Here is a 14,047-nt window from a genome sequence, read left to right as displayed (position 1 = left end):
AACATCATGGCCCGCAAGACAACCACTCGCGCAAAGATCGGCTTTTCCATCGCGGCATGGGCCGTGGCGCTTTTGCTGTTCTTCCCGATCCTCTATGCCTTCCTCACATCCATCAAGACCGAGCCGGAAGCGATCGCAGGCTTCAGCCTTATTCCCTCGGGCACGCTTGAGAATTACGTGACGGTGCAGACCCAGCGCGATTACTTCAAGCCGTTCATGAACTCGGTGGTGCTGTCGCTCGGCTCGACGATCATCGCGCTCATCATCGCCATTCCTGCCGCCTGGGCCATGGCGTTTTCGCCGACCAAGCGCACCAAGGACATATTGATGTGGATGCTCTCCACCAAGATGATGCCGGCTGTCGCCGTCTTGGTGCCGATCTATCTGATCTTCCGCAATGCCGGCCTGCTCGATACCCGCATCGGGCTCACCATCATGCTCACTTTCATCAACCTGCCGATCGTCATCTGGATGCTCTACACTTACTTCCGCGAAATCCCCGGCGAGATCCTGGAAGCCGCGCGCATGGATGGCGCATCCTTGTGGAACGAGATCGTGCATGTGCTAACGCCAATGGCGGTGCCCGGCATTGCCTCGACGCTGCTGCTCAACGTCATCCTCGCCTGGAACGAATCCTTCTGGACGATCCGGTTGACGACCACAAATGCGGCCCCGCTGACGGCCTTCATCGCCTCTTTTTCCTCGCCGCAGGGGCTGTTCTGGGCAAAACTTTCGGCCGCCTCGATGATGGCGATCGCCCCCATTCTCGTCATCGGCTGGTTCTCGCAGAAACAACTCGTGCGTGGCCTGACCTTTGGCGCCGTGAAATAAGGAACGACAAACATGGGCAGCATTTCCCTTCAGACCGTGTCCAAGCTCTTCGGCGAGGCGAAAGTCATCCCGTCGATCGATCTCGATATCCATGACGGCGAGTTCGTCGTCTTCGTCGGTCCCTCCGGCTGCGGCAAGTCCACGCTGTTGCGCCTCATCGCCGGGCTGGAGGACGTCTCCGGCGGCAAGATCGTCATCGACGGCAAGGACGCCACCGAAAAGGCGCCGGCCGAACGCGGCCTTGCCATGGTGTTCCAGTCCTATGCGCTTTACCCGCATATGAGTGTCAGGAACAACATCGCCTTCCCGCTGAAGATGGCCAAGCTCGACAAGGCCGTCATCGACAAGAAGGTCGAGGATGCCGCCCGCATTCTCAACCTCACCGATTATCTCGAACGCCGGCCCTCACAGCTGTCCGGCGGCCAGCGCCAGCGTGTGGCCATCGGCCGCGCCATCGTGCGCGAACCGAAGGCCTTCCTGTTCGACGAGCCGCTCTCCAACCTCGATGCGGCGCTGCGCGGCACCATGCGGCTGGAAATCTCCGAGCTGCACAACACGTTAAAGACGACGATGATCTACGTCACCCACGACCAGGTGGAAGCCATGACCATGGCCGACAAGATCGTGGTCCTCAACCGCGGCAATATCGAGCAGGTCGGCTCGCCAATGGAGCTTTACCGCTCCCCCGCCAACCTCTTCGTCGCCGGCTTCATCGGCTCGCCGCGCATGAACCTCATTACCGGCGACTATGCCCGCAGCAAGAATGCCACCACCGCCGGGGTGCGGCCGGAGCATCTGGCGCTGTCAAAAGAGGCCGGTCTGTGGCAGGGCAAGGTAACCGTCGCCGAACATCTCGGCTCCGATACCTTCCTGCATCTCGACGTCCAGGGCATCGGACCCATCACCGCCAGAACCGATGGCGAGTTCGAATGCAGGCATGGCGATACCGTCTTCATTACCCCCGATGAGACCAAGATTCACAGGTTCGATGATAAGGGACGGGCGATATGACGGGAAGACTGGAAGGCAAATCCGCGCTGATCACCGGCTCGGCCCGCGGCATCGGCCGCGCCTTTGCTGAGACCTATATACGCGAGGGGGCGACCGTCGCCATTGCCGATATCGATTTCGAGCGCGCCAGCAAGACCGCCCGCGAGATCGGCGAGAAGGCCTATGCTGTCGAACTGGATGTAACCAAGCAGCATTCCATCGACACTGCCATTCGCGCGGTGGAGGGCCAGACCGGTGGACTCGATATCCTCATCAACAATGCCGCGCTCTTCGACCTTGCACCGATCGTCGAGATCAAACGCGAGAGCTACGAAAGACTGTTTTCGATCAACGTGTCCGGCACGCTGTTCATGATGCAGGCCGCCGCAAAAACAATGATCGCTCGGGGAAAAGGCGGCAAGATCATCAACATGGCAAGCCAGGCGGGCCGGCGCGGCGAAGCCTTGGTGGCGGTTTATTGCGCCACCAAGGCCGCCGTCATCAGCCTCACCCAATCGGCTGGGCTCGATCTCATCAGGCACGGCATCAATGTCAATGCGATTGCGCCGGGCGTGGTCGATGGCGAGCACTGGGACGGCGTGGATGCGCTGTTTGCGAAATATGAAAACCGCCCCGCCGGTGAAAAGAAGCGGCTGGTCGGGGAGGCCGTGCCCTTCGGCCGCATGGGTCGTGCCGAAGACCTGACCGGCATGGCGATCTTCCTTGCCTCCGATGAGGCCGAATACATCGTCGCCCAGACCTATAATGTCGATGGCGGCAACTGGATGAGCTGAGTATCGGGCGCCCGTCGCCCGGCCTTGGCACGAACAACGTTTCCCCTTCGAGGATCGTGACATGACATGCAAACTCTCCCTCGCAACGCTTGACGACGCCAGAAAAACCGCGACGGTTCCGGCCTATTCCCGGGCCGATCTGTCCGCCGGCATCATGCATTTCGGTGTCGGCAATTTCCATCGCGCCCATCAGGCAGTTTATCTGGATGACCTGTTCAACACGGGTGCGGATCACGACTTCGCCATCATCGGCGCGGGGGTTCTACCGTCTGATGCGGTGATGCGCGAGAAACTTGCCGCGCAGGACTTTCTGACCACGGTGGTGGAGCAGGACAATAACCGCACCGGCGCGCGCGTCACCGGACCGATGATCGACATTCTGAAGGTCGGCGATACGAAGACCATCATCGACACGCTCGCCGACCCGAAAATCCGCATCGTCTCGATGACGATTACCGAGGGCGGTTATTTCATCGATGCTTCCGGCTCCTTCAACCCGCAGCACCCGGTCATTGCTGAGGATGGCAGGAACCCGGCTTCGCCGAAAACCGTGTTCGGCCTCATCGTCGCCGGGTTGAAGGCGCGGCGTGACAACGGGCTGCAACCCTTCACCGTCATGTCCTGCGACAACATTCCGCATAATGGCAAGGTGACGAAAAATGCGGTGGTCGGGCTTGCGGCTCTCTCCGATCCGGCCTTTGCCAACTGGATCGGCGAAAACGTCGCTTTCCCCAATTCCATGGTCGACCGCATCACACCAGCCACCGGCGAGCGCGAACGCAATATCGCCCGCGACGATTTCGGCATCGAGGACAATTGGCCTGTCTTCTGCGAAGAGTTCAAGCAATGGGTGATGGAGGATAATTTCCCCGCCGGTCGCCCGGCGCTGGAAAAGGTCGGCGTGCAGTTCGTGAAGGATGTCGCGCCCTATGAGCACATGAAAATCCGCATTCTTAATGGCGGCCACGCGGCAATCGCCTATCCGGCCGCGCTGCTCGATATTCATTTCGTGCATGAGGCCATGGAACATCCGCTGATCCGGGCCTTTCTGGCGAAGCTTGAAAATGAAGAGATCATTCCTGTTATTCCGCCGGTCCCCGATACAAATCTCGCCGATTATTTCGCGCTGATCGAACGGCGGTTCCTTAATCCGAAGATCGGCGACACCATTCCGCGTCTGGCGCAGGACGGCTCCAACCGCCAGCCGAAATTCATTCTGCCATCCACCGCCGACCGGCTGGCGCGCGGCGAGGATATCGTCGGCCTTTCGCTGGTTTCGGCGCTGTGGTGCCGTTATTTCCAGGGCACCTCCGACAGCGGCAAGGAAATCGCCTTCAACGATTCCAGCGCCGAGCGCCTTCATGCGGCGGCGATCAAGGCCAAGGATGATCCGATGGCCTTTCTCGTGTTCGACGATATTTTCGGTGAGGTTGCCGAATCGGAGCTTTTCCGTAAACGCTTTGCCCATGCACTGAAGACGCTATGGCAAGACGGCACGGCGAAGACCTTGAAGCTTTATCTGGATGACAAGCTGGCTGAAGAGTGACCGCGAAATGGAAGAAGAGACCGGGCCCCTTTTGATTTTCGACTGCGACGGCGTTCTCGTCGACAGCGAGCCGGTCTCCATCTCGGTCCTTCTCGACATGCTCTCCCATCTCGGCGTGGCGATGGGGGAGGAAGAGGCCTATGAGCGCTTTCTCGGCCGCAGCGTCGCCAGCATGACGGCGACGCTGTTTGAGGATTACGGTGTCGAGACGGACATCGATTTTCTCGACCATATGCGGGCGACGCTGTTCGAGCGTTTCCGCACCGAGCTTCGGCCGATTGGCGGCATTGGCGAGACGCTGGATAGGCTCCTGCCGCTGCGGCGTTGCGTGGCTTCCTCAAGCCAGCCGGAGCGCATCCGTTATTCGCTGGGGCTGACCGGGCTGATCGACAAATTCGAACCCCATGTCTTCAGCGCCACGATGGTGAAGAACGGCAAGCCGGCGCCCGACCTCTTCCTGCATGCGGCGCGCGAAATGGGCGTAGAGCCGCGTCACTGCATCGTGATTGAGGACAGCCCGGCCGGCATTGCCGCCGCAAAGGCGGCGGGCATGGGCGTTTTTGCCTTTACCGGCGGTTCGCATGCGCGCTTTCCCGCATTCCGTGAAAAGATCGCCGGGCTTGGGGCGAATGTGGTGTTTGACGCGATGCCGGATTTGGTTCAACTTGTCGCAAGCTATGTGGGGAAGGGTGGTTTTGACGGCCAAATGGAACGTGATGCGGGCTGAAGCAGATTTTGCCTGCCGCCGTCGCCGGGTCGTTGCGCAAGGGATGGAACTGCAGTCTTGATGCGTCAAAATCTCGTCGCTGTCGATGTCGGCACCGCCAGCGCCCGGGCCGGCATTTTTGATCCGGCGGGCCGGCTGCTTGCCCGCGCCACCCATCCGATCCTGATGCAGAGGCCGCAGGAAAACCACGCCGAGCACGATTCCACCGACATATGGAAAGCGGTCTGCGTCGTGGTGAGGGCGGCGCTTGCCGAGGCCGGGGTTTCACCGCAAAGCATCGCCGCCATCGGTTTCGACGCCACCTGCTCGCTGGTCATCCGCGATGGGCGTGGCAAGCCGGTTTCGGTTTCCGTCACCGGTGAAGACCGGTTCGACACTATCGTCTGGCTCGATCACCGGGCGATTGGCGAGGCCGACCGGCTGACAGCATCCGGCCACCGGGTGCTGGATTTCGCCGGCGACAGCGTCTCGCCGGAAATGCAGATGCCGAAGCTGATGTGGCTGAAGACGCACATGCCGGCAAGCTGGTCGCGCATGTGCTTCGCTTTCGATCTGGCGGATTTTTTGACGTGGAAGGCGACCGGTTCAGCGCAGCGCTCAAATTGCACGCAGACCGCGAAGTGGAATTTTCTGGCGCAGGAAAATCCCGGCTGGCAGGCGGATTATCTTGAACTGGCGGGCCTTGCCGATTTGAGAGAGCGGGCAGGGCTACCCGAAACCACGGTAATGCCGGGGGAAAGCATCGGCCCGCTTTCGCCCGAAGCTGCCGCCGAACTCGGACTCGATACCGGCTGCATGGCGGCGGCGGGCATGATCGACGCCTATGCGGGCGCGCTTGGTGCGCTGGGCGGGTGCCTGTCTGCGGATGTGGGCCGGCATGTGGCGCTGATCGCCGGTACATCGAGCTGCCTTGTGGCTATGTCGGAGCGGCAGATGCCGGGCCACAGCCTCTGGGGCCCCTATTGGCAGGCGATCCTGCCCGGGCACTGGCTGGTGGAGGGTGGGCAATCGGCCACCGGCGCGTTGCTCGATCATATCGTGCGCATGCATGCGGCAGGTGGTGAGCCGGATACGGCGCTGCATGCCCGCATCGTTGCGCGGGTAACGGAATTGCGCGCGCTTGAGGGCGAGGCCTTTGCCGAGCGGCTGCACGTCCTGCCGGATTTCCACGGTAACCGCTCGCCGCTTGCCGATCCGCATGCCGTCGGCGTCATCAGCGGACTGACTTTGGATACCTCTTTCGACAGTCTCTGCCGTCTTTACTGGCGCACGGCCGTCGCCATCGCGCTCGGCGCCCGCCATGTGCTCGACGCCATGGAGCGTTTCGGTTATGCGGTGGAAAGCCTGCACGTTACCGGCGGGCATGTGAAGAACCCGCTGCTGATGGAGCTTTATGCCGATGTGACGGGCAAGCGTATCGTGGTTCCCGCCACCGCCGATGCGGTACTTCTCGGCACGGCGATGACGGCGGCGACGGCTGGCGGGGTGCATGCAAGCCTTGCGGCGGCAGGGGCCGCCATGTATCCGGGCAATGCTGAAATATCAGGTAATCCGGCGCGTGGCCCCCGTTATGAGCGGGATTATCGTCGTTTTCTCGCCATGTATCGGCATCGTCAGGAACTGGAAAGCCTTTGATTTTCTGAAGGCGAATGACAGGCGTTGACGGGTGCCGCTCATTTCTTCTCCCTGCCAGGGAGAAAGTGGCCCGAAGGGTCGGATGAGAGGGAACGCCAGCGATAGAACGCACTCTAGCCCCCTCATCCCACTGCCGCGGACTTCTCCCCGGCGGGGAGAAGAAATGAGCGGCAACCGCTCGATCCGTATGCTGCCGCTGCTGCTAGCCGCAATCAACCGCGCAGCGAGCGTTTCAGGGCGGTGAGGTTCTTTGCCCTTGCCCTGCTGCGGTCATCGGCGCTGGCGCTGAGCGCACAAAGGGTGAATTCCAGCAGGGAGACAAGTTGCAGCAGGCCCTGGCCGCCATTTTGCGCCTGCGGCATGGCAAGGCAGAGATCGGCGCTTTCCGGTCCCCATTCATAAAAGCGCGTAGTGATCAGCAATGTCCTGTAGCCGCTCTTGCGCGCCATTGCCGACAGGCGTTGCAGCGGCGACAGGGCGCCACCGCAATCCATGATGACGAGCAGCGCCTGCGCGGGGTCGAAATCCCAAAGGGCGACATAGGCCGCGCTGTCACTGCCGAGATAATGGATATGGCCCCGGCTCTCCAGAAGCCGCCCGTAGAAATGACGTCCGGCATCGAGACCTTCCGGAGAGGTTGCCAGAAAAACATCGCCGGCCGTGGCGATCTCGTTCATGGCGATCCGCCAGATCGATTGGGTGGTCATGTCGAAGGCCGTCTGGATGGCCTGAATCTGCTGCGACAGAAGCTGTGAAAACGGGTTGGAATGGCGTTCGCCGCCCTCGGACATGGCGGGTTGGTCCGCGCCGGCCGTTTCTTCGGCATGGCGCAGATCGGCGCGGATATCACTGAATTGCCGGTATCCCAGCGAGCGCAGGAAACGACCGACCGTCATCGGACTGAGGCTGAGCTTGGCGGCCAGCGTCTGCGCCGTCTCGAACGGCAATTCGTCGAGATGCTCGATCAGATATTTGGCGATCTTGCGCTCCGAAGGGGTGCCTGCCTTCATGGCGCGCGTAAGGTTCAACAGCAGCTTTTCCACCAACGCCTCATTCTTTTATCTTTATTGAACGATGATGCATGCGCGCGCGCAAATGAGCGTGCGAACCGCGACTTGACGGTGGGGGATAGGTCTTCCCGGCCTTGTCCTCCACCGGACCGGAATGCGAAATGTAATAGGTATATTATTATATTTTAGAGATACCTTTTATTCAAGAGAAATTCCATCTGCGGTTTAGATCCGGCCATTTGGCATCTTTCCGTCCGTCTTGCAGAGCGGATGGGCAGCGCCTATCTCTCGTCTTGTAAGTGTGTTTCAGCGCCAAAGGCGTCGAGGAGTTCCAGATGATTTTTGATGCGGCGAGGCTTGCCTTCCACAATCTCTTTGCCGCCGAAACCCGGTCGGTATTCTGGAAGGTTCTGGGGCTCACGCTTCTTGTGCTTGCGGCGCTGTGGTTCGCCATACGCTCCATCTTCATTTATTTCGCCTTGCCGTGGGTGGATACGCTGATCCCAGGCGTGCCGGACTGGGCGGGCTGGCTGACCTTCGTTTTCGCCATTTTCGCCGGCATCGGGCTGGCGCTGGCGCTGGCGCTGCTCATTTCGCCGGTCACCGCCGTCATTGCCGGTCTGTTTCTCGACGATGTCGCCGAAGTGGTTGAGAACAAGAACTATCCGAACGATCCGTCGGGCAAGGCGATGCCGGTCGGCGAGGCCGTTCTGTCGTCCATCAAGTTCTTTGGTGTCGTCATTGCCGGCAACCTCGTCGCGCTGTTGCTGCTTCTGGTGCCGGGTGTCAATCTCATCGCGTTTTTCCTGGTGAACGGCTACCTGCTCGGCCGGGAATTCTTCGAGTTCGCGGCGATGCGTTTCCGCTCGCCCGCAGAAGCGAGGTTGTTTCGTTCAAAACACCGCGCCACCGTCTTCATGGCCGGGCTGGTGATAGCGGCCTTTCTGGCGGTGCCGTTCCTCAATCTGCTGACGCCGCTTTTTGCCGCCTCAATGATGGTACATCTGCACAAGGCCGTCAGCCGGCGCGACCCCTCATTCGCCGCCGGCCGCACCGAACAGCTGCGCGGGTAACTCCACCAGCGGCGCTGGAATGTCGAAGGTCTTTTCCGGCGATTTACAGATATCGGCGATCACGCAGCGTTCGCATTCCGGCTTGCGCGCCTTGCAGCAATAACGCCCGTGCAGGATCAGCCAGTGATGGGCATGGAAAAGATATTGTTCGGGAATGATGCGGATCAGCCGGTCTTCAACCTCGTCGGGGGTTTTGCCCGGCGCAAGACAGAGCCGGTTGGCAATGCGGAACACATGCGTGTCCACCGCAAGCGTGGGCACACCGAAGGCCATCGACATCACCACATTTGCCGTCTTGCGCCCGACGCCCGGCAGGGTGACCAGCTCCTCGCGGGTTTTCGGCACCTCGCCGCCGAAATTGTCGATCAGCATCTGCGACAGGGCAATGACGTTTTTCGCCTTGTTGCGGTAAAGCCCGATGGTCTTGATATGGCCGATCAGTTCTTCCTCGCCGAGCGCCAGCATTTTTTCCGGCGTATCGGCCACCTTGAACAGCGCCCGGGTGGCACGGTTCACACCCACGTCGGTCGCCTGCGCTGAGAGCGCCACGGCCACCAGCAGGGTGAAGGGATTGGTGTGTTCCAGCTCGCCTTTCGGCTCCGGCCGCTGAATGGAAAAACGGCGGAAGATTTCGGTCAGTTCGTCCTTCGAATAGATCGTTTTCACCCGTGCCGGCTTGCGCGTGGATGCCGGATTTGACTTTTTCAATGTTTGGGTGCTGGATCGTTTTTTGGCGACTGTCATGGACTATTTATAGCCAGCCCGCCCAAAGGAAAGCAACGTGGATACGCTCAACGACCAGCCGATTTTCGCGGCGGAACTCGTTCCGCACCGTTCGCTTGGCAGAAGGGGTTTCCGGCTGCTCCTGCTTTTCTCCGGTTTGGCCTGCCTTGTCTATGGCGGCTTTTTCCTCGCCACCGGGGCATGGCCCGTCGGCCTGTTCTTCGGGCTGGATTTTCTGCTGCTTTATGCCGCCTTCCGCGCCAATTACCGGGCTGCGAAGGCGCGGGAAGAGGTCAGCGTTTCGCGCACCAGCCTGTCGATCCGCAAATTTTCGCCGGCCGGGCGTATGGTGGAGCATCGCTTCAACCCCTTCTGGGCGCGCTTCAGGGTCAGGCGGCATGACGAGATTGGCATCGTCTCCATGCATGTGACGGGTGAAGGCCGGGCGACCGATATCGGTTCGTTTCTCAATCCCGATGACCGTGAAAGCTTCGCCAAGGCTTTCGGCGGTGCGCTGGCGACTGTGCGGCGGCGGATGTGAAACGAACATTCCTTGCGTATCGTGATACCGCGCAAGAAACGGGTGGAGACGAAGTCGCTTTAATGGTTTTCTCTTACCCGTTAGGAGATTTGCGATGAACGCCAATATTACGTTGAACGAAGACATTACCCCCATCGGATCCGACTACGACACGGTGCGCGGGGTTATCGAGCTTTTGACGCTGGATTATCGCGAGCAGCCCTCCCTTGAAGCCATTGCCGCAGAGCTCGGCCAGTCGCCGACGCAACTGCAAAAGACCTTCACCCGCTGGGCCGGCCTTTCGCCCAAGGCTTTTCTGCAGGCCGTAACGCTCGATCATGCCAAGCGGCTGTTGCGCGAGGAGGACCTGCCGCTGCTGGAAACCTCCATCGAGGTCGGCATGTCGGGACCGGGGCGCCTGCACGATCTGTTCGTCACCCATGAGGCCATGTCGCCCGGCGAATGGAAGGCGAAGGGCGGCGGGCTGACGATCCGTTACGGTTTCCACACTTCGCCCTTCGGCCTTGCGCTGGTCATGGTGACAGATCGTGGCCTTGCCGGTTGCGCCTTTGCCGATCCGGGTGAGGAAAGGGCCTGTTTCGAGGATATGGCCGGCCGCTGGCCGAATGCGGGCTATGTTGAGGATCGCGAAGCGACCGCGCCCTACGCCGCGCGCATCTTCGATCCGTCCATGTGGTCGGCGGACAGGCCGTTGCGTGTTGTGCTGCTCGGCACGGATTTTCAGGTGCGGGTATGGGAAAGCCTCCTGAAAATCCCGATGGGCCGCGCGGTTACCTATTCGCACATCGCCTGTGATATCGGCCAGCCCACCGCATCGCGTGCGGTCGGTGCGGCCGTTGGCGCCAACCCGGTCTCCTTCGTTGTCCCCTGCCACCGTGCCGTCGGCAAAAGCGGGGCTCTGACGGGGTATCACTGGGGCCTGACCCGGAAGCGGGCTATGCTCGGCTGGGAAACGGGGAAGGTGTGACGCCGGTCTCCCTCATCCCTCTGCTTGTCACAGGGATCCAGCCAACCCAAGTCCTTGGGTTGAAAAGACTCTTCCCGTCGCGCAGACGCGCACCGACTGGATTCCTGTGACAAGCGCAGGAATGAGGGCGGGCCTAAATCGATTTACGAGGCTTAAACCAGCTCCATCAAAGCCCGCGCCGCCGCCTCGTCTGTTATCAGCGTATTGCACCCGATGCGCTTGATTGTGGCGCGGATGGCGGTGGCGCGGTGGGCGCCGCCGGAGGCCAGCACGATGTGTTTGGCCTTGCGCAGCGTGTCGAGATCGATTGCCATGGCGCGCTGGTTGATCGGGTGATCGACCGAGCGGCCCTCGGCATCGATGAAATTGAACATGGTGTCGCAGACACAGCCGGCGTCGATGAGTTCCTGTAGCGTTGCCTTGGAAATGAAGCCTTCAGACAAAGAGGTCGAATGCGGGCCGATATCGCCGCAGGAGACGATGGCGAGATCTAGCGTTTCGGCGAGATCGTAAAGGGTGGCGAGTCCGCATTTTTCGATCAGCGCCCGTTTTGTCTCGACGGAATCCACCAGGAGCGGCGCGAGGAACATGTAACATTCCGCCCCGAGCGCGCTCGCCAGCCGCCAGGTGTAATCGAGGGGGTTGGTCTGGTGCACGGCGACGATACCGCCGAGCAACGAGACGACCTTGCAATTCTCCCGGCGTGGCGGGCGAAAGCTGGAGAGCGAGGCGGTCATGGTGCGGCCCCAGCCGACACCGATGGTGGCCTCGTTCGGCACCGCTTCGGAGAGGAACTGCCCAAGCGCCAGCCCGACGGCCTTGGCCGTTCCTTCAGCGTTCGCCTTGTCTGGGGATGGGCCGGGGGAAGGGATGATCACCGCCTCGTCCAGCCCGTAAGCCGCCTCCAGCCGGCCAGCCAGCTCGACGAAGTCTTCAATGCCTTCGTTGATCCATATCTGCACTTCGGAGCGTTTCATCGCTTCGTCCAGAAGGCGGATGACGGTGGAGCGGCTGATGCCGAGTTTTTCCGCGACGTCTTTCTGCGTCATGCCCTGATTATAATAGAGCCATGCGGCGCGCAGCCGCAGAGACGCCGCTTCCGAATAGGCCGTATGGGTGTCTCTTCTCAGTTTTGCCACGGTTTCCGCCATTCTTTACTAGCGACCGAGTATCGCAGGCGTGAAACTTATGTCAATTGCGATGCGCAAATGTCTTGACTTTCGACCGCGCGCCTTGCGATAGTCGGAGCCGGACAAACCGCGATTTCGGCCTTGGGCGCACCCATGGTGCGGGAACGAAATGACGGCTGAGCAAGTTTACCAGAGATCATGAAGGATCATTCGCCATGACGTCCAAACTCGAACAACTGCGCGCCATCACCACTGTTGTTGCCGATACTGGTGACATCGAGGCGGTTGCACGCCTGAAGCCGGTGGATTGCACCACCAACCCGACCATCGTTCTAAAGGCGCTGGGCACGCCGGCATTTGCCGATGCGGTGAAGGAAGCCGTTGCCTGGGGCAAAAAGCAGGGCGGCCAGTCCGACGCTGTCGTCGCTGCCGTTGCCGATCGTCTTGCCATTTCTGTCGGTTCAGCGCTTGCCGGCCTCGTGCCTGGCCGTGTGTCGACCGAAGTCGATGCCGACCTTTCCTTCGATACGCAAGCCTCCATTACCAAGGCGCGCCACATCATCGCCGCCTACAAGGAGCGCGGCATCGAGCGTGAACGCATCCTCATCAAGCTCGCCTCCACCTGGGAAGGCATCAAGGCCGCTGAGGTTCTTCAGTCCGAAGGCATCGACTGCAACCTGACCCTGCTTTTCTCCCAAGCCCAGGCGGTTGCCTGCGCCGAAGCCAAGGTCTTCCTCATCTCGCCTTTCGTCGGCCGAATCCTCGACTGGTACAAGAAGTCGACCGGTGAGACCTACACCGCCGAGACCGATCCGGGCGTCGTTTCCGTGCGCAGCATCTACAATTACTACAAGGCCAACGGCATCAGCACCGTCGTCATGGGCGCTTCCTTCCGTAATGTCGGCGAGATTGAAGCGCTGGCCGGTTGCGACCGCCTGACCATCAGCCCGGCGCTGCTGGAAGAGCTGGACAAGGACAGCGGCAAGCTGGAGCGCAAGCTTTCGGCTGACAACGTCAAGGCAGAGCCGCTGCAGTCGCTCGACGAGAAGGCATTCCGCTGGGCGCTCAACGAAGATGCGATGGCCACCGAGAAGCTCTCGGAAGGCATCCGCCTGTTCGCCAAGGATCTGGTGACGCTGCGTGAGATGGTCCGCAAGGAGCTGACGCTGGCTGCGGCCTGATACAAAAAAGGGGGAACCATCCACGTTCCCCCGACGTTTAAGAGATATAATCTCCAGTCACTCAAAACGCGATCGGGTCCCTGCCGGTCGCGTTTTTTGTGCGTTTCAGGAATTTCCGTTGCCGGTCGCCACTTCGGAAATCCGCTTCGCCGCCTCGCGGATCAGCGCTTCGCAGGCCTCGCGTGTTGGCGCCTTGCCGCCGAGCGTGGTGATATAAGGACAGGTGATGACGGCGAGCGCCGTGCCATCGAGCGTCAGTACCGGCGCGGAAATATTGCGCACGCCGGCGGTCTGGAGGCTGTCCATGGATTCGAAACCGTTCTTGCGCACCTCCGCCAGCCGCCCGGCAAGGTCCGGCGGCACGGTTTCGCCGCTGCCGCGCACCTGTTCGGTTATCATGATTTCGCGCTGTGCCTCAGTCTGGAAGGCCAGAAGCACATGTCCGGAGCCGGTGTGGAACAGGCTCATCTGCGCGCCGACCCGCATGGACATGGCCCAGTAGGTGGACGATTCCTGCTGGGCGATGACGACGACGCTGCCGCGATCATAAACCGCCAGATGACAGGCCTGCTCGGCGCTCGCCGAAAAATCGCGCATGACCGGTGCGGCGAAAGAAACCAGCCGGCGGATCGGCGCGTGGAAATGCGCCAGCCCGAACATCTTTAGCGTCAATGAGAAGCGGTCTCCTTCAAGCCGCTGCACATAACCGCGGCGCACCAGCCGGTCCAGCATACGATAAAGCTCGTTCGGGCTTTTGCCGATAGACTTGGCGATCTCGATCTGCGTCAGCCCGCCATCGGTGCGGGCCAGAAGTTCGAGAATGTCCAGGCCCTTGTCGAGGGCGGGGGCGCGATATCTTTCGCTGTCTTCGTCGGTCATCTGGCCTCGATGGTGGTTTG

General features: G+C 60.9%; 14 protein-coding genes. 10 read left to right on the top strand and 4 right to left on the bottom strand.

Features of this window, described 5'->3' with window-relative positions; translation table 11 throughout:
• Positions 1-6: 6 nt before the first annotated feature.
• From AGR1_RS17375 to AGR1_RS17350, 6 genes are all read left to right on the top strand, one after another.
• Positions 7-831, top strand: a complete 825-nt coding sequence (locus AGR1_RS17375; protein ID WP_003525171.1) for a carbohydrate ABC transporter permease — start codon at positions 7-9, stop codon at positions 829-831.
• A 12-nt stretch (positions 832-843) separates the two neighbouring features.
• Positions 844-1,842: an ABC transporter ATP-binding protein gene (locus tag AGR1_RS17370; RefSeq protein WP_149147687.1), complete on the top strand. Its 999-nt coding sequence runs from the start codon at positions 844-846 to the stop codon at positions 1,840-1,842.
• Positions 1,839-2,615, top strand: coding sequence for an L-iditol 2-dehydrogenase (locus AGR1_RS17365; RefSeq protein WP_149147686.1), 777 nt, complete (start codon positions 1,839-1,841; stop codon positions 2,613-2,615). The genes AGR1_RS17370 and AGR1_RS17365 overlap by 4 nt, the downstream gene beginning before the upstream one ends.
• Before the next feature lie 61 nt (positions 2,616-2,676).
• Entirely contained in the window at positions 2,677-4,161 is a 1,485-nt protein-coding gene (locus AGR1_RS17360) for a mannitol dehydrogenase family protein (RefSeq protein ID WP_149147685.1), read from the top strand.
• A 7-nt stretch (positions 4,162-4,168) separates the two neighbouring features.
• Positions 4,169-4,888, top strand: a complete 720-nt coding sequence (locus tag AGR1_RS17355) for an HAD family hydrolase (RefSeq protein ID WP_149148009.1) — start codon at positions 4,169-4,171, stop codon at positions 4,886-4,888.
• 60 nt (positions 4,889-4,948) lie between these two features.
• On the top strand, positions 4,949-6,523 hold the full coding sequence (locus tag AGR1_RS17350; protein ID WP_187772245.1) for an FGGY-family carbohydrate kinase: 1,575 nt from the start codon (positions 4,949-4,951) through the stop codon (positions 6,521-6,523).
• A gap of 212 nt (positions 6,524-6,735) precedes the next feature.
• On the opposite strand, the gene AGR1_RS17345 is transcribed toward AGR1_RS17350, so the two are convergent.
• Positions 6,736-7,569, bottom strand: coding sequence for a MurR/RpiR family transcriptional regulator (locus AGR1_RS17345; protein WP_149147683.1), 834 nt, complete (start codon positions 7,567-7,569; stop codon positions 6,736-6,738).
• A 299-nt stretch (positions 7,570-7,868) separates the two neighbouring features.
• Here AGR1_RS17345 and AGR1_RS17340 point away from each other — a divergent pair, with 299 nt between their 5' ends.
• Positions 7,869-8,606 carry a sulfate transporter family protein gene (locus AGR1_RS17340; RefSeq protein ID WP_149147682.1) on the top strand — a complete coding sequence of 246 codons (738 nt, stop codon included), beginning with the start codon at positions 7,869-7,871 and terminating at the stop codon, positions 8,604-8,606.
• On the opposite strand, the gene nth is transcribed toward AGR1_RS17340, so the two are convergent.
• Positions 8,568-9,350, bottom strand: a complete 783-nt coding sequence (nth, locus tag AGR1_RS17335) for an endonuclease III (protein ID WP_149147681.1) — start codon at positions 9,348-9,350, stop codon at positions 8,568-8,570. The genes AGR1_RS17340 and nth overlap by 39 nt on opposite strands.
• Positions 9,351-9,387: 37 nt before the next feature.
• Between nth and AGR1_RS17330 the strand changes: the two genes are divergently transcribed.
• Together AGR1_RS17330 and AGR1_RS17325 are read left to right on the top strand one after the other, a co-directional pair.
• Positions 9,388-9,870, top strand: a complete 483-nt coding sequence (locus AGR1_RS17330; protein WP_003523126.1) for a DUF2244 domain-containing protein — start codon at positions 9,388-9,390, stop codon at positions 9,868-9,870.
• A gap of 94 nt (positions 9,871-9,964) precedes the next feature.
• Positions 9,965-10,837, top strand: a complete 873-nt coding sequence (locus AGR1_RS17325; protein WP_077985031.1) for a bifunctional helix-turn-helix domain-containing protein/methylated-DNA--[protein]-cysteine S-methyltransferase — start codon at positions 9,965-9,967, stop codon at positions 10,835-10,837.
• Between the two features lie 152 nt (positions 10,838-10,989).
• Here AGR1_RS17325 and AGR1_RS17320 read toward each other — a convergent pair whose 3' ends face one another.
• Positions 10,990-11,976: a sugar-binding transcriptional regulator gene (locus AGR1_RS17320; protein WP_187772218.1), complete on the bottom strand. Its 987-nt coding sequence runs from the start codon at positions 11,974-11,976 to the stop codon at positions 10,990-10,992.
• Positions 11,977-12,182: 206 nt separating this feature from the next.
• Here AGR1_RS17320 and tal point away from each other — a divergent pair, with 206 nt between their 5' ends.
• Complete coding sequence (tal, locus tag AGR1_RS17315) at positions 12,183-13,148, top strand: transaldolase (protein WP_080795790.1); 966 nt, start codon at positions 12,183-12,185, stop codon at positions 13,146-13,148.
• A gap of 105 nt (positions 13,149-13,253) precedes the next feature.
• Here tal and AGR1_RS17310 read toward each other — a convergent pair whose 3' ends face one another.
• The gene (locus tag AGR1_RS17310) at positions 13,254-14,027 is read right to left on the bottom strand and encodes an IclR family transcriptional regulator (RefSeq protein WP_080795795.1); all 774 of its coding nucleotides are present in this window, start codon (positions 14,025-14,027) and stop codon (positions 13,254-13,256) included.
• Between the last annotated feature and the right edge of the window lie 20 nt (positions 14,028-14,047).

The sequence above is a fragment of the Agrobacterium sp. B1(2019) genome (genome assembly GCF_008274755.1).
Taxonomy (GTDB): Bacteria; Pseudomonadota; Alphaproteobacteria; order Rhizobiales; family Rhizobiaceae; genus Agrobacterium; species Agrobacterium salinitolerans.
Note: the sequence above shows the minus strand (reverse complement) of the source record. Positions and strands in the feature narration are given on the sequence as shown.